This window comes from Flavobacterium sp. 2755 (genome assembly GCF_031455715.1).
In the GTDB taxonomy this organism is placed as follows: domain Bacteria; phylum Bacteroidota; class Bacteroidia; order Flavobacteriales; family Flavobacteriaceae; genus Flavobacterium.
The window spans coordinates 68,339-87,033 of sequence record NZ_JAVDTG010000010.1 but is presented as its reverse complement, the minus strand read 5'-3'; the positions used below and the strand labels follow the sequence as shown (position 1 = coordinate 87,033).

The following is an 18,695-nucleotide window of genomic DNA, read 5'->3' as shown; positions in this document are numbered from 1 at the left end:
AATCATTTTGTAAATCAAAAAAGCAGTATTTCGAATTGAAATACTGCTTTTTTATTATGATTAGATTCTTGAAAATCTATTTCTCTCTGATATAAATATCGATTGGAACTCCTGCGAAATCCCAGTTATCACGAATTTTATTTTCCAGGTATCTTTTATATGGTTCTTTAACGTATTGCGGCATATTGGCAAAAAACACGAACTGAGGAGTTTGCGTTGGCAATTGCATACAATATTTAATTTTTACATATTTTCCTTTTGTCGCCGGCGGCGGATAAGCTTCGATTACTTTCAACATATATTCGTTGAATTTTGAAGTTGCAATTCTTTGTTTTCTGCTTTCAAAAACCTGAACTGTAGCTTCTAATGCTTTCAATAAACGCTGCTTAGTTAAAGCCGAAACGAATAAAATTGGCACATCTGTAAAAGGCATTAATTCTTTACGAATTTTTTCTTCGTAATCACGGCTTGACATGGTATCTTTTTCTACCAAATCCCATTTGTTTACTAAGATTACAACACCTTTACGGTTTTTCTCTGCCAACCAAAAAATACTTTGATCCTGCCCTTCAAAACCACGAGTTGCATCGATTACTAATATACAAACGTCAGCATGCTCAATTGCTCTTACAGAACGCATTACCGAGTAAAATTCTAAATCTTCCTTAACTTTTGCTTTACGACGAATTCCAGCAGTATCTACCAAGTTAAATTCGAAACCAAAACGGTCAAATTTTGTATCGATTGCATCACGTGTTGTTCCTGCAATATCGGTTACGATATAACGATCCTGACCAATTAAGGCATTGATAAAACTAGATTTTCCTGCATTTGGACGTCCTACAACTGCAAAACGAGGTAATTCTTCTGTAACCTCAACTGGTTCTTTTTCTGGAAAAGCATCAATTAAAGCATCTAATAAATCTCCAGTTCCGCTTCCTGAAATACTTGCGAAAGTAAAATAATCCCCTAAACCTAGATTATAAAACTCAATTGCATCTTTCTCACGCATTGCGTTATCTACTTTGTTTACAGCCAATAAAACTGGTTTTGTTACTTTACGAAGTAACTTTGCAACCGTTTCATCCATTGGTGTAATACCTTCTTCTACATCAACTACAAAAATAATAACATCTGCTTCGTCGATAGCAAGCTCAACTTGTTTACGGATTTCACCTTCAAATACGTCATCAGATCCGCGAACGTATCCACCAGTATCAATAACAGAAAACTCTTTTCCGTTCCACTCGCTTTTACCATAGTTTCTATCACGGGTAACCCCAGATACTGAATCTACAATAGCTTCTCTTCTTTGTATCAGCCTATTAAAAAGGGTTGATTTCCCTACATTAGGTCTTCCTACTATCGCAACAATGTTATTCATTTTTTTGAATTTTAGATTTTGGATTTTAGATTTTAGATTTTCAGCTTCCTAAAAACCTAACCATCTGTAATCCAAAATGCTTTATTTTAATTTTTTGCAAAGGTAGTTAAAAAAAGTTGCTAATTGCTATCCCGATAGCTATCGGGACTAAGTACCTAAGTTTTTATATTCTTTTTGGGAGCTATTTCCTGCTATCCGTTTCAATCTTTTGTTCCGCTAAAGAAGCGTCAAAAAAGGATTTCCACTTCTATCAGGGCTAGGGCTTTAGGTTTCAGGAAAAGTTTATTACAAATTATTTTTCTTTTCTTAACCAGCCTAACAACCTTTTATTTTCTATTTTGTAGTTTCCTTTTTGAAATTCTAAAGTGATTGTTTCTCTCGAATCACTAAAAGGCCCGGGATTTTGCTGAATAATTTCAACTTCATTTTCAGAAACTCTAGAAATTATAGCAACATGTCCAAATCTATTTAATAATGATCCTGAAAAAATTACCAAATCTCCAACTTCAGGTTTCTTTTTACTTGGATTTGTATATTGAATTAAATTTCTCTTTGAATTCAGATCACCATCTTTAACTTTCGAATCATAAAAATCTTTTGCATGACCATAAGCATCCGGCATTTTATGATTGTAATGCTCGTAATAATATCGTTTTACAAATTCAACACATTGATATTTAAGTCCTAAATTGTAATTATCTTTTGTAACATTTCTTCCGGAGACATTATCTACACCGCCATTATAATAAACTTTTATACCATTCAAACTATCCAGCGCCTGCCCTATTTTATAATCTGAATTTAGATTTGTTTTTTTGACAGCTTTTAATCCTGCATAGCCCAAAGCTAAGACTGAAATAATGATGAGAACGGTCTTTTTAACTTTCATTTATTTTCTTATAAAATCAAAGTTCTTATTAGTTTTGTTTGCGTGAGGGATAGAAGTGGAAATCCTTTTGTGAAATGAAATGGAACAAAAGATTGCAACGGATAGCCCGACCCGGAGGGACACGCCCAAACTAGATTATTGATTATAACCAAATCGTTTCAGCATATTGGCATTACTTCTCCAGTCTTTGTTCACTTTTACGTAAAGTTCGATGTGAATTTGTTTTCCGAAGAATTTTTCTAAATCGGCACGGGCCTCGGTTCCAACTTTCTTTAGTGCTGCGCCTTTATGTCCAATGATAATTCCTTTTTGCGTTTCGCGCTCTACCATAATTACAGAACGGATTCGAATAATTTTTTCATCTTCAAAAAACTCTTCTGTTACAATTTCTACTGCATACGGAATCTCTTTACTGTAATTCAATAAGATTTTCTCACGAATAGTTTCGTTTACGAAGAAACGTTCCGGTTTGTCTGTTAATTGATCTTTTGGATAATAAGGTGGTGATTCTGGAAGCAATTCGATAATTCGGCCAAAAACTTCCGGAACATTAAAATTCTGTAAAGCCGAGATTGGGAAAATTTCTGCGTTTGGCAGTTTCTCTTTCCAAAAACCAACCTGCTCTTCTAATTGTTCCTGATTTGAGTTGTCGATTTTATTCAGCAATAGTAAAACGGGAATTTTAGCATAAAAGATTTTATTGAAGAAATCTTCGTCTTTTAAGTTCTGTTCCCCTATTTCGACCATGTAAATTAAAACATCAGCATCTTCAAAAGCCGACTTTACGAAGTTCATCATCGACTCCTGCATTTCATAAGCCGGTTTTATAATTCCGGGAGTATCTGAAAGTACCATTTGAAAATCTTCGCCATTTACAATTCCTAGAATTCTATGACGTGTTGTTTGTGCTTTTGATGTTATGATGGATAATCTTTCTCCAACAAAGGCATTCATTAGTGTCGATTTTCCAACATTTGGATTCCCGATTATGTTTACAAAACCTGCTTTATGTGACATTTGCATATTATTTATTTTGCAAAGGTAGTCATATCAAGTTAATACAGAAAATAAAACATTTTTTAAAATTTTCATTGGAATTCTCAAAAATCGGCGTATCTTTGCACCCGAAACATCGCGGGATAGAGCAGTAGGCAGCTCGTCGGGCTCATAACCCGAAGGTCACAGGTTCGAGTCCTGTTCCCGCTACTATTAAAAATTAAAAGCCGATAAATCTAGATTATCGGCTTTTTTTGTGGTTCGATAAATTTTGTTTCAGTTTCTTGGAAATTTAAAAGCCTGTATTTTCAAGAGAATTTGGTTCGAGTCCTATTAAGGGCTGATCATTCAAATACAAACCATATTTCCATTAAGCCAATTGCCCAAATCCGTTGTAATCGCTGTTAGCGATAGTACCTTTAGTTAACAATATTTTTATAATTCTGCTCTTCTAATTTTCCAAATCGATAATAAGTTCTAAGTTCGTCTGAAAACATTCTTATGTTTTCAGTTTTAGTCTGTAGAAAAAAATATTTTTGACATTCTCCACCCTTTTTATATATTTCAATATAATTTTTAACGCCATTTGATTTTTTACGTTCCCAAGCTTTTATATTACCATTAAATTTTCCGCGAAAATAAATACTTAAAATGCTTATTTTTTCAATATCGTAAATTGTGTAAACATCAAGATTACAAGTAATTTTATCGGTATCTATAATCAAGTAACCACTATATTCTCCATTTGTGGTTTCACAAATAAAAAAGTTGCTTATCATAAAAAAAAGTGAATATAGAAAAGTAATGATTACAAAAACAAATCCAAATAATTCTAGATTCTCTTCATTTGAAGGAAAGTTAGATTTTGTTGAATAGATTAAAAACGCAATTGAAAATAAAAGTAATAGAATTAGTAAACGCTTATCAATCTTAAAAGAATTGTTTGGAGTGTATATTCTGAGTTTCTTTTCCATTCGTGTTTTTAAAATTCAAAGTGGGCTTTAAGTTATAGATAGCTGAATTTTCTAATTTTCCGTGGCATTATCGCTAACTTGTATATATATCTGATAAAATCCGACTTACTCCCTGCTAGCGCGAGCGTCCCGCTCGTGCTAAAATTTTTATTTTTTTATAACCAAGCTTGGGTTCACGACCGTGACGATCGCGCCAGCAGGCGACATTCGCACAGCTTTCCATAAGAACTCTGCGGGGAGCGAGTTTTTATTTCGTCCGTTTTGCTTCTATCTTTTTTCCATTCTGTAATAAGAACAAATTTGAAATTTCTCCTTTTTCGTTCTTTTCAAACTGAATTTGTGCATCTACTACTTTATAGAAAAATAACATTTCACTTTCTACAAATATTCGGAACGCATCTTGTCCTGTCAATTGTGAAAATAGTTGGTCTTTATCTAATGAAATTTTGATTTCAAAATCTTTTTCAACTTCATAAGTCCCAACAAACTTTTGAAGTTCTTCAGTAGTAATACTAATTTCTTTTCTAATTTTTTGCACAGGCAATGGTTTATTATATAGAATACTTCTAATTGCTTTTGAAGGGATTGTAACGTTGCTGTGATTTTGAAGTATTATTATTGTTTTATCATTTGTAATATGTCTATCGATAAAAGTTACATAACCTGGCCAACCCCCATCATGGTTTGCAATTTTTCCAAAATCAGCATTTTCTTCAATTCCCCAACCAAAACCATAATTCCTTTTAGCTCCGTCTTTCAAAGTTGCTAATTCAAAAACTGATTTCATATCCTCTTTTGTGAGTAATTTATTGGTGTATAATGCTCTATCCCAAATCAATAAATCTTTTACAGTTGAATTAACTCCTCCGTCTCCAACAACACCATCAAGCCAAATAACTATTTTAGTTTCTTCCAATTCGTCTGGTAAAACATATTTTTTCAAACTATCTGAGTAAACATATCCAAAAGCATAATTGTCAATTTTCTTTGGCGATAATCTACGATTGTACGCAAAGGTATTTTTCATTTTCAACGGTTGGAAAATAGCTGTTTTTAAATAGTCAGCGTATGTCATACCCGATGCTTTCTCAATTATTGAAGCCAATAGTGCATAGCCCGTGTTGCTATATTCCCATTTAGTATTTGGCTCAAATACTATTTTTGGTTGATGTTTACTAAATATATTAATTATGTCTTTGTTAGTGGCAATTTTAGATTTGTCAAATAAACTATCCATAAGCTGCATATAGTCTGGTAGACCTCCAGTATGATTCAATAAATTTCTTACAGTTACACCTTTATAAAAAGAAAGTTCGGGTAAGTATTTTTCGATGCCATCGTCCAAATTCAACTTCCCTTTTTCTTTAAGTATCATTATCCCCATAGCTGTGAACTGCTTTGAGCAAGATGCCAATTCAAAAATCGAATTTTCGTTCAATTTATCTTTTGTTGTTTCGTTTGCAAGTCCGAAACTATGGCTATAAATAACTTTCCCTTTTTCTGCAATTAGAAAATTTCCATTGATTTTCTCTTTTGAATACAGAGAATTGAGTAAACTGTCAATTTTTCGAATTCTGTCTTGTCCAAATGTAAGATGTGCAATTAAAAGAAGTCCAATTGTAATTGTTAATTTCATTTTTTATTTCTGGTTATTGTTCATTTTTCGAATAAGTTTCTAAATAATCAAAAAATGTTTCTGCCGTTATCTCTCCTTTAAGTATTTTTTCAAAATAGTTTTTTGACTCCATTTCAAATTTTCTTGAGTTATATGGTGATTCTTTAGCTGAAAGTAGAAAATTATATTTCGACAAGTACCTGACCCTTAATTTTGCTCCAAAAGCTTCAATAACTTTTCCATTTACAATTGTTGCACCATCATCATAATCTTCACGACTAATTGGCCTTTTTCCTAAAAGAGCATATTCTTCCCTAGAGTATCCTCTGTAATCCATTTGACTCTGTAAATCTTCTTTAGTTTGACTATATAGACCAATGGGTTTTTCACCCTTTACTTCAACATAAATGAAACATTTATAATAAGATTCACTGGCAAAAACGGCAATTCTACTAATTTCTAATTCTTCAACACCCAATAAAATTTTTGTTTTTGATAACTTTTGAAAATTTTTAATAAACATTGCTGAATGTCCTCTAAACCACCATAAAGGGTCTGTTACATATTCAGTATTTGTATTCGGCTCAAAATTAATTGGGTCTTGAAAAAAGATTTCAAGTCTTTCGACAGATGTTTTAGAATCATACCATTTTAAACCTCTAAGGCCTGGAAAAGCACTTGCAATTCTATATGAAAAAAATACAGTCGAATGCTCTTGTATTTTTGGAAGCTCATTAATAATTTCTTTGAGATTTACTTCTTTTTTACCTTTATTTAGTTTCGTGACAAAAGGTTTTATGAATGTTATTGATGACCAAAAAATAACTAATAAGCTTATCCAAACAATAAAATTATTTATTTCTGTACCCGATTGTAAGTACGAAAGTAGTTGTTGGGTAACATAACTAAATGGCACTTTATTATAAATACTTTTTACTAAAAGATAAATTGTTGTACCAATTCCAATTATAATTGCAGATATTACTTTGCTCCAAACAGGGTCAGTCCAATATTTTTGAAGTATAATGGTTTTAAAGTCTAAAATCTTCTCTTTTATGTTCATTTAAAGTAATTTTACCGTTAAACTTTTATATGTGTGACAATAACGCAAAAGGCTAACCAAATTTGAGTTGATATGTATAATAGAATTATACAGCATATACTTTCAAATATATAATTTTTTCATTATAAATTATCAAAAGGACTTTTATTTAACCACGCCCCCTGCTGGTGTGAGCGTCACGCTCGTGCCATAATTTTTATTTTTTATAAACCAACTTTGAGTTCACGAACGGAACGCTCACGCCATTAGGGAATTGAATATAATATTCTAAACAATTGCCTCTACTTTGTCTTCATAAGAATTTAACATTAACATAAAATCTTTTTCATTTAATAGTACAATTTCATCCCATCCAAAGCAAAACCCAAATATAAACTCATTATTTATGTTTAAAAATTTTGATCCAAAATGATAAGCAGATTGCGAATAATTATGAATATAAACTATTTGATCGTTCTGTATTTGATTTAGTTCTATTAGTGTCACTTCAATATTTTTTAGATCATAGTCTCCAATAATGATGAGATTATCTATTGAAGATAATTCATAAATAGATATTTCATAGTCAATTATAATTTGGATTATAGAATTATCCTTTAATCTCAATATTAAGGTATCCGACAGATCATATAAAGAATTGTCTTCTTTAATAGAAACCATATAAATGTTTATAACTGTTTTATTCTTTAAAAAACTTAAGTTATTTTTTTTCATCAACTTATATTATAATTAATATCTGAATATCAGTTATATTAACGGTAAACAAATTTTTCTATCTTCAATGTTAAACTCAAATTCATCAGAATTCAAATTAAACGCTTCAGATAATCCTTTAATTACTGAGTACAAAACAATAGTATCTACTGTATGAAAAGGGTCCCAATCAATAAAAGGTATTTTAATAATCACTCTTTCTTCAATAAGTTTAGTTCCGAAAGATTGAAAAAAAGCTTAACTGCAAACTCACAAGTTAATCTCCATCTATCATCAGCAGAATAAACAAAATCATAATTATCTAATTTTTCTTTCTTCATAATTAAAACGGTCTATATCAAATACTATTCTTACACTATAAGCCCTTTTATTTACAACCTCTCTAAATGAATATTCTGTTTGCATATACTAAATTTATTTTATCATTTTTCCTCTGCTGACTTTATCAATCTTTAAGAATTTCATTATAATAATGAAAAATATCAATCGTTCTTTCAACTACTAAAGAGGAATATTGCCCCATTCTTATATTTGACTGCATTGTTCCGCCTCCAGAATATTGATCTTCAGTCATTGTCCCAATTAGCTTAATTTCGGCATCACGAAAAGCTAGCCAGGCTTTTTGCGCAGTGATAAGAACCTTCTTGTCTTCGGGTTTTAGCGATTTCATAAGTTTACCATAATACTTATTCAGTAACTTGTCATAACTAGTAGTCAATTCATCAACTGTTATATTCATTCCTGCTGTCGAATAATCAATATCCATTCGTTTAGAAGCTATTGTTTCTATTCGGAAAGTGTCTATTTTGAATTCTATTTCATCAGGATTTAATTCTTGTTTTGCAAGCTTTAGTTTTAGTTTAGGGATTTGGGCTTCTACTTCTGCTTTTATTTTTTTTAAAATTTCCGGAGATATTTCTTTTGGACTATTTTGCCCAAGAGCAATGTTTCCTATAAAGCAAAAAATAATGGATAAAAAAAAGTGTTTCATATATTATTAGGTTTTTCTAAGCCAGCAACTAATATCCCGCTATTAGAAAAGGTTTGGGACTAAATTAAGTCCATTATTCGGATTTGCCAAATCATTCCGGATTTGGATATAATATCTGACAAAAAGAATATTTACGGGTATCAAATTTTATAATACTACTCTTTACAATTGGGAAACTGCTTTGGCAGGCTTAAATTTCTTGTGAAAAATATGTTAAAAACAGGTATATATACGGGGCAGATTATATGGGTGAATTTATATTTTTGAGAACAATTTTTATCATGCAAATTTCAATTCATGATGATAAATTAATTGCATTTTTTTAGAACTCTTTTGGAAATGGTATAAAATAAATTTAAGCTGATTCATTTTAATTTAATTGAAAAATATTGAGTTACGGAAAAACGTAAAAAATACTTTAAAATTGATCATAGTATTGCAATAGAATTACAAAATGCGATTGAACTATTAAACAAAGAATTATCAAGAACAAATAAAATAAAACCGATGAAACACATTTACTTAACTACAATTTTTACATTATTAACATTTGCAGGATTTTCACAATCAAAAACGATTGTAGGAATAATGCCTTTTAACAGTAATGAGAGCAATTACAACAGAAACCAGAATCAAAACCAGACTAAAAATATAATTGCTATTCAAGATGCTGTCTCTGATGCTTTTTTAGCAGCAAAAAGATTCACGCTAGTTGAAAGAGAAAAAATGGCATTGATTAAAGGCGAAAAAAAGACACAAATGGGTGAAGACTATATTGATGGACAAACTGTTGAACAATCAAAATCAATGGGAGCCAGTTATATAGTTACCGGAAATGTAACAGAAGCATTATTTGAAGAGAAACAAAGCGAATTGAGTGGTATTGGAGGTTTTAGTATTCCTAGCAGAAAAGCCAAGATATCATTTAATATAAAAGTAATTGATGTTTCGACTGGAGAAATTATGGCAAGCGAAAAATTTTCTGCTGAAGGAAAAGGGAAAAATGGCTACGATGAAGCTTTGGATCTTGTTAAACCTAATATTGAAAAATTCATAAAAGATAATTTTAAAATTACGGCATCTATTGCAAGTATTGAAGAAAAGAATGCATCAAATGAGGCTGTAAAAATTTTGATTTCCGGCGGAACAGGAATTGGTTTAAAACCTCAAACGACGTTAAAAGTTTTTGAATTGACATCATTAATGGTGGACGGTAAAAAAATACCTAGAAAGAAAGAAATAGGTCAGATTGTTGTAGAAAAAGTAGAGGATGAGAATTTTTCTATCTGTAATGTTGTTTCAGGAGGAGCTGTTATTACGGCAAAATCAGAATCAGGGTCTAACTTAAAATGCGAAATTATTAGTCAGTAAAACTATGAAAAAACTAATCTATCTACTTATAGTCTGTTTTTCAACTCTTATTAATTTTGCACAGACATCTGTACAACTGCCAAAAATAATGGTGATTCCATTTATAAAAGATGGAGAAGATCTAAGAACGATTTTAGATGAAAATATAAACAGCCGAATTGCAATTACAAAAATAAAAGAAGGATTTGATACTCGAGGTTTTACGACAGTAGATTTTGTCGGGAAATTAAAAGCTGCTAAAGATAATCAAATTTTTACATCAGATAATCAGAGTGATATAAAATCAAAAATTATAGAAATGTCAGGCTGTGATGTTTATGTTGTAGCAGAAACCGACGTGAAAAAAGAATATAATACGGCAAGTGCCAGTGTTATTATTTCATCGTATGATACCTCAACGGGTAATTCACTTTCAAATAAAGTTAGTAATTCTGGTAAATTCGAAACCAATGATGTTGGAAGATTGGTTTCTAAAGCAATCGATAAAACAATGGAAGAATTTATCGCGGTTATGAATGTAAAATTTGCTGAAATTGCGAAAAATGGACGTTCTGTTTTGGTTGATTTTTCTTTTTCTGAAAACTCCACTTATAATATGACTAGTCAGGTTGGCAATGATAAATTACCTTTATCGGATGTTCTTGAAGAATGGTTCTCAATGAATTCTTTTAATAATAATTATCATATTCAAGGTACCACAAACTTAAAAATGATTTTTGACGATGTTAAAATACCGCTAAAAGATAAAAATCAAAATAATTATACAGCCAATAAGTTTGCTCTTGAAATTTTTAAATATTTAAAGACAATAAATCTTGAACCTAGTAAAGAAATAAAAGGAAGTACAATATATATTACAATCAATTAGAAATGAAAAAAATTGTTTTAATTATTACCATTATTGTTACGAATTTTTGTTTTGCACAACATAACGATTTAACAATTGGTTTAATCTTGCCAGAACCGAATCAAAAAATAACCGAATCACAAATTACAAAATTAGAAAGTAAACTTTCTAATGTAATAAATAGATCTGGTGTTGTAAGTTATGGTTACAATAATGATTTTGTTATTCACCCAGTAATTAATGTTGATGATGTTAGCATTGTGCAGGGTGGTCTTGAAAAAATTACTGTAGCAGTAATTGATTTGACCTTAAGTATCAAACAAATCTCATCAAATAAATCGTTTAATATTGTCTCAAAAAAGATAAAAGGAAGTGGGAAAACTGAAGAACTTGCAGTTACAAATGCTTTTTCGTTAATTAAAGTAGATGATAAAGATCTGTTGGCTTTTATAACAAAAGGAAAAGAAAATATTTTTAAGTACTATAACGAAAATTGTAAAAATATTTTAAGCAAAGCAAAAGGACTAAGTGCTAAGCATGATTTTGAGCAAGCATTAAGTTTAGCTCAGTCAATTCCAGAAACAGGAAATAGTTGTTATTTAGAAGCTCAAAAAAATGCACTTACTTATTATCAAGGATATCAATCTAAACTTTGTAAAGAAAATATTGTAAAAGCAAAAGCAGAAATTGCAATAAAAAATTATGAAAATGCTTTGTCGTATTTGAACATCATTGATACCAATTCAAGTTGTTATGCAGAAGTAGAAAAACTGATTGGTCAAATTTCTGGCAAAGTAGAGAAAGACGAAAACAAAGTAATTGATTTAGAAAAAAGAAGAATCGATGCAATCAAAGAAATTGCAAAGGCTTATTATTTTAATGCTGCACACTCTGTAGAGTATGATTAGGCTGTACACTTTGAAAAGTAAATAAAAAAGCTGCGCAAATGTCTCTAGACTTTGCGCAGCTTTTATTCAGGTTTGGAATTCTTCTAGGAGCGGGTATTTTTTATCTTTGAAATTCAGGTTTTTAATCGAAATGGCTTTATCTTTGAGCTTTCGGAAAATTAAATTCATTTACGGAACAGAAAATACATCAGGGAAGAAACGTAAAACGGTTTAGAGAAATGCTTGGCATCAAACAGGAAGCACTGGCTTTTGATTTGGGAGAAGACTGAAATCAAAAGAAAATTTCTTTGCTGGAGCAGAAAGATGTTATTGAAGATAATCTGCTTAAACAAATTTCTAATTCATTGAGAATTCCTGTTGAAGCTTTTCAGAATTTTGATGAGGAACAGGCAATTAATATTATTTCAAATACTTTCTAATGGTTACAACTATTATCCAACTTTCAATGTAAATCCAATAGAAAAATGGATCGAAGCTTTAGAGGAAATTAAACGTTTAAATTTGGAACTTTTGAAAACCAAAGATGAACATATTAAGGTTTTAGAGAAATTATTAAAGGATAAATAAACTTTATAAAAAGATATTAATTCAAGTGAAATTTGAGATAAGTATCAAACATAGATATAACAAACTAAAACAAAAAGCTCCAGATTTCTCTGAAGCTTTTTTATTTTTAAGAAATTTAATTGATACTTTATCTGTACATCTATTTTTCGTCACGTTCACGAGCATGATACTCACGCCAGCATGGAATTAAAAATAGTACGCAGCATCCTCTATGTTACTTTTTAATTATCAAAAGGATCTTCATATTGATAACTAATAATTCCGTCTGTTATGATTACTTCCTGCTTGCCATCACTTAGTTTTCCTGAGAATGTTGCCAAGAAACAGGATTTTCTATTTATTTTAACGTTGCATTGAAATTCACCTTCAGTAAAATCTCCATCAAATGATACTTCGTTGATATATTGATGGTAAAAAAAGTTTTTGATTACATTTTGTCCGGTTTTTTTATACGGCAAAATAATAGCGATTCCTTGTTCTTTAAGAGGATCATTACTTCTTCTGGCACCGTTTAAGTGTAATACGTATCCCTCTGAAATGAGATCGATTCCATAACCTATTGCCTGGAAAGTTTGCAGTTCGCCGTTTATCTTCATTGATATATTTGTTGGCTGACAATCGAGGGCACGTTCTTTATTATCATCGTCTTTATTACAGGAAAATGCAACAATAGCTAAAAGTGAGAAGAATAAGTTTTGAATTTTCACTTTTGATTATATGATTGTTGTGTTTATGTTCGTAAGAGCGGAATACTACCAAATCGTTATTCTGTCTTTCTCCGCCAAAAACATTTTATCTCCAGGTTTTACATTAAATGCATTATAAAAAGGTGTCGTATTCATTAGAGGGCCATTAACACGCCAGTTTGGCGGCGAATGTGGGTTATTGTTAATCCACAAACGCAGGAACTCGTCTTTCATTTTTACTCTCCATATTTTGGCTATAGAAATAAAGAAGCGTTGATCTGGAGTAAAACCGTCGATTTTTGTGTTTCCTTTTCCTTGTTCGGTCATTTTAAAGGCGTCGTAGGCAACTGCTATTCCGGCAATATCCGCCGTATTTTCGCCAACTGTCATTGCGCCATTAATATGTAAATCTCCTAAAACAGTATAGGTATTATACAAATTAACAACTTGTTGTATTCTTGACTTAAACTGTGCATAATCCTCTTTTGTCCACCAGTTTTTCAGGTTTCCATCCTTGTCATATTGAGCACCCTGATCATCAAAAGTATGGGTTATTTCGTGACCTATAACCATTCCAATTCCTCCGTAATTCAGCGCATCATCTGCATTATTATCAAAATATGGAGGCTGTAAAATACCTGCAGGAAAAACAATTTCATTTGCAGTAGGGTTATTATAGGCCGTAACTGTTGGAGTTGTAGTATACCATTCTGATTTATCGACTGGTTTGCCCAATTTTGCCAATTGAAATTGATATGCAGCTTTAGAGGCCGAAACCATATTTTCAAAATAAGTATCTCTGGCTATTTCTACATTACTATAGTCTCTCCATTTATCTGGATATCCTATTTTTTTAGTAATGGCAAACAATTTTTCTTTAGCCTTTTGCTTCGTAATCGGACTCATCCATTCCAATTTATCAATTCTTTTGGCATAGCCTTTTTGCAAATTATTCACGAGAACCAGCATACGTTTTTTGGCATCTTCCGAAAAATATTTCTTTACATACAATTCACCCAATGCTTCGCCTAAGTAATTGTCAATGACATTGGCCATTTTTTCGCCACGTGATTTTTGAACTGCCTGACCAGAAAGTACTTTGGTATATTCAAATAAGGCATCTACAAAAGGTTTACTTAAATCATCCGCATATCTTTCCAGAGAATTTGCTTTTAGGTAAATTTTCCAATCATTAATGGGAATGGTTTTTAAAAGCTTATTAAGGGCATCATAATAGGCCGGCTGACCAACATTAATAAAATCGGTTTGAGCACCTAAATTATTTAAAAAAGTAGTCCAATTTATGTTGGGATGCCTTTTTACAAGGTCTGCTACAGCTATTTTATTATAATTTGCCTGCACATCTCTAAGTTCAACTTTTGTTTTATGCGAAGCGGCAAGTTGTTTATCAATATCATAAACCAAATCAGCATTTTTTTTAGCCTCTATAGCATCGCTGCCAGTTTGTTGAAATAATGCAGTTAAGTATTTTTTGTATGATTCCTGTATGGCAACAGTTGATGAATCTGATTTGAAATAATAATCCCTGTCTGGTAATCCTATACCGGTTTGATAGATTTCAGCAATGTTCATGCTGCTGTTTTTCTGATCGGGTGATACTCCAAAAGCAATGATAGAAGGATTACCTGCTTTTACTTCATTAACTACAAAGTTCATTAAGGATGGCAAATCGTTAATTGCCTCAATTTTAAACAATAAAGGTTTAATAGGCGTAAAACCTCGTTTATCAATAGTTACAGTATCCATACCTGATGCATAAAAATCTCCTACCTTTTGTGCAATACTTCCTGTTGCATTTTTGCTTTGCGAAACACTATCCAGTATTCCCTGCAGGCGAATTCGTTGTGGAAAATTCATAAACATGTAGGCGCCAACTCCGGCTTGAGATGCAGGTATTGATACAGAATCATACCATTTTCCATTTACATATTTAAAAAAATCATCACCAGGCCGCAATGTAGAATCTATTCCTGTGATCGCGATACTTTTTTTTCCTTCATGTTTTGAGCACGCTGTAAAAGCTAAGGTTGCAATAAAGAGTATTAATGAATTTTTCATAATCTAGATAATTTCTATTAAAATGAACTGAAAAAGTTTGAAGACAAATATTTTAAAATGTATATATTTTGCCTATCAGATTTTAGAAGAACAATATACGAATTCAGTTTTTAATTCTAAAGTTTTTGTCAGAATGGTTCCCGTTACTAAAAAAGCACCAGATTTCTCTGAAGCTTTCTTTTTACTTAAATCTTGATTATTAAAAACATATCAGTTACATCAAAGAAAATATACTCCATCCACAAAGGATCAAAGATACTATCATCAAAACTTTAGATGGTCTCTTCAAATAACCTGTCTTTTTAGATTCATAAAAGATAATAGCTGCTATTCCCGATACGATTATATCAATAATAGTTAAGAAAAAAGCATTAGCTATAAACTCAGGAAATAAACTAAGATAAGCTGCTTTGGTTTCTTCGAAATCAGTGTATTTAGTGCACATATATATCCAGTAAATCTTATCTAAGATGCTAATTACCAGCAACAATACACCAAGAATATAAATAGACGTTTTGTATTTATATTTCATATACATAGATTTTTAAAGTTAGAAAACCTCAAAACTGCACAATTGTGTGACAGTAATGAGGCCCGCTAAAACTATATGTTAGTCGATTCAAATTGTTTAAGATCTCTCGTGTTCTTTTGTACAGCAAGAGCAGAAAACAGTCCTAATACAAATGACATTCCGAAAAATCCCTTTTCACTGAGTAATAAACTGGCATTCCAAAGCCCAATTATTAATAATACTATCGAAGCTATGGTACTGAACCAGCTTATACTATAATATAAATCGGTTACGGGGATTCCTTCCAGCCTGTCTCGCACGCTTTTTTGTACTGATATTACAGAGAAAAGACCGAAAAGGAGAATAGTAAAATAATATCCCTTTTCATTGTAAGCCATAGCCGAATTATAAAGACCAATACAATAGGAAGTCATACCTATAATTAACGTCATCCAGGATGCGCCAACGAAAGCGGCACTTGGCTTTAAAGGGTTGTTTCCATAATTTGATCTTGCATTTTTTGATTCTGAATTGTTGTTTGATTCATTTGATTTTAGCGGTTCCATAATTTTATGTTTTATAATTATGAGGCAAATGTCAGCATGAAAAAGGAGTTCTAAAAACTAATTTATTCATAAAACTGACGATATAAAAATCCATTTTACTATTTTTATCCTGATAAAACTATACTTATGAATACACTTGAAGAAATATCAAATATGATGAATGACGTCGAAAAAAAGGCATTTATACAGTATTTATCAAAAAAGAATAAACGTAAAGACACAGGTAATATCGAATTATTTAATTCTTTAAAAACTGATGATATAAAACTTAACAAAAAGATTTTAGAAAATAAAAAAAATATTGATGCCTATCATGCTCTTAGAAAAAGACTTTATGACAACATGATTAATTTCATGGCCAATCGGAGTTTTGAAAATGATAGTTCAGAAGAAAATTCAATACTTCGTTTTATTGTTGTAAGTCGTTTATTTTTTGAACATAAACTTATAAAAACAGCTTTTAAATGTCTTATAAAAGCTGAAGAGATTGCATTGAGTATTGAACATTTCAGTCTTCTTAATGAAATATATTTGACTCAGATACAATTTGCTCATTTCAATTTGTCAGAACCAATCGAAAAAATAATAACAAAATTTAAAGCGAATAAAAAACAGCTCGAATATGAGGAACAGCTTAATTTAGGTTATGCCGTTTTGCGTCGGGAACTTGCAGCTATTTATCATGAAGGCCGAATAGTAGATTTTCAGGCACTTATAAAAAATACTATTGAAACACATGGAATATCTTTGAAACAAGGATTAACCTTTAAATCTCTATATCAAATATTATTTATTGCCAATGAATATGCTTCTATAAACAACAATTTCTCACTTATACAGCCTTTTGTTGTTAAAAGCTATAGGTTTATTAGCAAAAAAACCGATCTGACCGACAGGCATTTATACTATCATATCTACATCTTGTATTTTATAGCTAACTTCTATTTTCGTAATGGGCAGTTTACTGAGTCTTTAAACTATCTTAATTTGATGTTTACAGAACTTCAGAAACAATCCAGCAAGTATTATCAGCGTTTCTGCCTTAGATATTTTTTATTATTAGCCTTCAATGAAAATTATCTTGGCAATGCTCAAAAAGCAATAGAAATTGCTGAAAAATCTCTTTCTTCAAACAAAAAAGCAGATCCTAATGACAGTAACGACATTCGGCTTATGCTTATCGTTTTTTATATACAGCAAAATGTCGGACGTAATGCTGTAAAAGAAATGGTAAAATTAAACCATACTGATAGCTGGTACGAAAAGAAAATGGGCATGGACTGGACAATAAAAAAGTGTCTTGTTGAAATTCTCCTCCACGCACAGCAAGAAAACATTGAACTAGCTTTGTCCCGAATAAAAAGTTTTAAACGACGTTATAAAAAATACCTCTTAACAGTAAATGAAGAACGTGTTGTTCAATATCTTTTGTTTGTAGAACAATATGTAATGAAACCTGAAATTATACAAACACAAAAATTTCAAAAAGCAATAGAAGATTTTATAATTACTGCTCAAAATGGCCCTAAAGACATTGTAATCATGAGTTTTTTATCCTGGTTACTGGCAAAAGTGAGACAAAAATCGATCTATGAAACAACTTTAAATCTCCTGAAAGCATATTTTCCTGCTACACATTCTGTATAAGGAGCAAACTGACAATCCGAAAAAAATAATAAGCCTTCAACATCTGAAAATACAACCGGCAAGAATATTTTTTTCTATCTTCCCAAAATAAAATTTTGCAAAATGAACCACCTGTTTTCAATAAAAAAATCATTTTTATTTAGCTTCATTATACTGACAAGCTATTTTCTAGTTTCTTTTCACTTAAAAAAAACAGAACAACCTGTTTCTGGTAAAATCAAAAAAGTGCTGATTTTTTCTAAAACTAACGGCTTCAGGCATGAAAGCATTCCTGCCGGAATCGCAGCGATAAAAAAACTGGGACAAGAAAATCATTTTCTGGTAGATGCTACTGAAGATTCTCTGGCAATTAATTCAAAGAACTTGAAACAATACAAAGCCGTTATATTTTTAAGTGCTTCTGGTAAAGTTTTGGGCGAAAATCAAAAATTAGCTTTGCAAAAATTTATAGAAAAAGGAAATGGTTTTGTAGGCATTCATTCGGCTACAAACTGCGAACCAGAATGGTCTTGGTATACACAAATGATCGGCGGAATTTTTGAAGGGCATCCTGAACCGCAAAATGCTAAACTAATAGTTGTCAATCATGAACATCCATCTACAAAACATCTTCCAGCAATTTGGGAACGAAAAGATGAATGGTACAATTTTAAATATTTAAATCCAGACGTAAATGTGCTTATAAAAATTGATGAAACTTCGTACAAAGGTGGTAAACATGGCGATAATCATCCTTTGGCCTGGTATCACAAATATGATGGCGGCAGAGCGTTTTATACTGCTTTAGGACACAGCCCTGAAAGTTACAGCGATCCTCTTTTTACACAGCATTTGCTTGGAGGAATCACCTATGCAATGGGCAAATAAAAGAACATTAATCTTTATTT

General features: G+C 31.3%; 17 protein-coding genes, 1 tRNA gene and 1 pseudogene. 7 read left to right on the top strand and 12 right to left on the bottom strand.

The genetic code is table 11. The features are described from left to right. Window positions 1-76: 76 nt before the first annotated feature. The 3 genes from der to era all read right to left on the bottom strand — a co-directional run bounded on the left by der (window position 77) and on the right by era (window position 3,290). Window positions 77-1,384 carry a ribosome biogenesis GTPase Der gene (gene der / locus J2Y38_RS20315; protein ID WP_073488678.1) on the bottom strand — a complete coding sequence of 436 codons (1,308 nt, stop codon included), beginning with the start codon at window positions 1,382-1,384 and terminating at the stop codon, window positions 77-79. A gap of 292 nt (window positions 1,385-1,676) precedes the next feature. Further along, entirely contained in the window at window positions 1,677-2,273 is a 597-nt protein-coding gene (locus tag J2Y38_RS20310) for a CHAP domain-containing protein (protein ID WP_309846179.1), read from the bottom strand. 135 nt (window positions 2,274-2,408) lie between these two features. After that, the gene (gene era / locus J2Y38_RS20305; protein ID WP_309846177.1) at window positions 2,409-3,290 is read right to left on the bottom strand and encodes a GTPase Era; all 882 of its coding nucleotides are present in this window, start codon (window positions 3,288-3,290) and stop codon (window positions 2,409-2,411) included. A gap of 116 nt (window positions 3,291-3,406) precedes the next feature. Between era and J2Y38_RS20300 the strand changes: the two genes are divergently transcribed. Continuing rightward, window positions 3,407-3,479: transfer RNA gene (locus J2Y38_RS20300), tRNA-Met, on the top strand. A 209-nt stretch (window positions 3,480-3,688) separates the two neighbouring features. Here the strand turns inward: J2Y38_RS20300 and J2Y38_RS20295 are convergent. The 5 genes from J2Y38_RS20295 to J2Y38_RS20275 form a co-directional block, all read right to left on the bottom strand. Next, the gene (locus J2Y38_RS20295; protein ID WP_309846174.1) at window positions 3,689-4,243 is read right to left on the bottom strand and encodes a hypothetical protein; all 555 of its coding nucleotides are present in this window, start codon (window positions 4,241-4,243) and stop codon (window positions 3,689-3,691) included. A 247-nt stretch (window positions 4,244-4,490) separates the two neighbouring features. Further along, complete coding sequence (locus tag J2Y38_RS20290; RefSeq protein WP_309846172.1) at window positions 4,491-5,879, bottom strand: serine hydrolase; 1,389 nt, start codon at window positions 5,877-5,879, stop codon at window positions 4,491-4,493. A 13-nt stretch (window positions 5,880-5,892) separates the two neighbouring features. Continuing rightward, window positions 5,893-6,921 carry a hypothetical protein gene (locus J2Y38_RS20285; RefSeq protein ID WP_309846170.1) on the bottom strand — a complete coding sequence of 343 codons (1,029 nt, stop codon included), beginning with the start codon at window positions 6,919-6,921 and terminating at the stop codon, window positions 5,893-5,895. A gap of 267 nt (window positions 6,922-7,188) precedes the next feature. Next, window positions 7,189-7,635, bottom strand: coding sequence for a hypothetical protein (locus J2Y38_RS20280; RefSeq protein ID WP_309846168.1), 447 nt, complete (start codon window positions 7,633-7,635; stop codon window positions 7,189-7,191). 445 nt (window positions 7,636-8,080) lie between these two features. Further along, window positions 8,081-8,626, bottom strand: a complete 546-nt coding sequence (locus J2Y38_RS20275) for a lysozyme inhibitor LprI family protein (RefSeq protein WP_309846167.1) — start codon at window positions 8,624-8,626, stop codon at window positions 8,081-8,083. Between the two features lie 507 nt (window positions 8,627-9,133). Between J2Y38_RS20275 and J2Y38_RS20270 the strand changes: the two genes are divergently transcribed. The 4 genes and pseudogenes from J2Y38_RS20270 (at window position 9,134) to J2Y38_RS20255 (ending at window position 12,319) form a co-directional block, all read left to right on the top strand. Beyond that, window positions 9,134-9,997 (top strand): CsgG/HfaB family protein, encoded by an 864-nt coding sequence (locus tag J2Y38_RS20270; protein ID WP_309846165.1) that lies wholly within the window; start codon window positions 9,134-9,136, stop codon window positions 9,995-9,997. A gap of 4 nt (window positions 9,998-10,001) precedes the next feature. After that, window positions 10,002-10,865 (top strand): DUF6175 family protein, encoded by an 864-nt coding sequence (locus J2Y38_RS20265; RefSeq protein WP_309846162.1) that lies wholly within the window; start codon window positions 10,002-10,004, stop codon window positions 10,863-10,865. 2 nt (window positions 10,866-10,867) lie between these two features. Continuing rightward, entirely contained in the window at window positions 10,868-11,752 is an 885-nt protein-coding gene (locus J2Y38_RS20260) for a hypothetical protein (protein ID WP_309846159.1), read from the top strand. 218 nt (window positions 11,753-11,970) lie between these two features. Next, window positions 11,971-12,319, top strand: a pseudogene (locus J2Y38_RS20255) (XRE family transcriptional regulator). 221 nt (window positions 12,320-12,540) lie between these two features. Here the strand turns inward: J2Y38_RS20255 and J2Y38_RS20250 are convergent. From J2Y38_RS20250 to yiaA, 4 genes are all read right to left on the bottom strand, one after another. After that, a complete protein-coding gene (locus tag J2Y38_RS20250; protein ID WP_309846157.1) occupies window positions 12,541-13,026 on the bottom strand; it encodes a hypothetical protein in 486 nt (161 codons plus the stop codon). Between the two features lie 45 nt (window positions 13,027-13,071). Further along, window positions 13,072-15,084, bottom strand: a complete 2,013-nt coding sequence (locus J2Y38_RS20245; protein ID WP_309846155.1) for a M13 family metallopeptidase — start codon at window positions 15,082-15,084, stop codon at window positions 13,072-13,074. Between the two features lie 214 nt (window positions 15,085-15,298). Beyond that, on the bottom strand, window positions 15,299-15,616 hold the full coding sequence (locus J2Y38_RS20240) for a hypothetical protein (protein ID WP_309846153.1): 318 nt from the start codon (window positions 15,614-15,616) through the stop codon (window positions 15,299-15,301). Window positions 15,617-15,687: 71 nt separating this feature from the next. Further along, window positions 15,688-16,161: an inner membrane protein YiaA gene (yiaA, locus tag J2Y38_RS20235; RefSeq protein WP_309846152.1), complete on the bottom strand. Its 474-nt coding sequence runs from the start codon at window positions 16,159-16,161 to the stop codon at window positions 15,688-15,690. Between the two features lie 126 nt (window positions 16,162-16,287). Between yiaA and J2Y38_RS20230 the strand changes: the two genes are divergently transcribed. Beyond that, window positions 16,288-17,808, top strand: a complete 1,521-nt coding sequence (locus J2Y38_RS20230; protein WP_309846150.1) for a hypothetical protein — start codon at window positions 16,288-16,290, stop codon at window positions 17,806-17,808. Window positions 17,809-17,910: 102 nt separating this feature from the next. Further along, window positions 17,911-18,675: a ThuA domain-containing protein gene (locus tag J2Y38_RS20225; RefSeq protein WP_309846148.1), complete on the top strand. Its 765-nt coding sequence runs from the start codon at window positions 17,911-17,913 to the stop codon at window positions 18,673-18,675. The last annotated feature ends 20 nt before the right edge of the window (window positions 18,676-18,695 follow it).